Origin of the sequence: Streptomyces beijiangensis, assembly GCF_017315755.1 — a bacterium.
Classification (GTDB): domain Bacteria; phylum Actinomycetota; class Actinomycetes; order Streptomycetales; family Streptomycetaceae; genus Streptomyces; species Streptomyces beijiangensis.
In genome coordinates this window covers 12,028-12,256 of the sequence record NZ_JAFLRJ010000072.1, presented here as the reverse complement: position 1 = coordinate 12,256, position 229 = coordinate 12,028, and positions in this window count along the sequence as shown.

Below are 229 nucleotides of genomic sequence, written 5' to 3'. Positions count from 1 at the left end.
CGAACCCCATCTGACCGTGGCCAACAGCGAGGGGCCTTCGACCTGGCGTGCCGCCTATGACGCGCTGGAGCGTGAGCTCGCTCCCGAGCTGCCCGTCGTCACCAAGGTGCGCGAGGTGCAGCTGATCGTCTGGGACGGGGCGCGGTGGCGCGACCGGGCCGCGTACGCGCTCCGCTAGTGCTCGGTGTCGCCGTCCTTCAGGTTGTGCGGGGTGAGGCGGGTGTCGCGC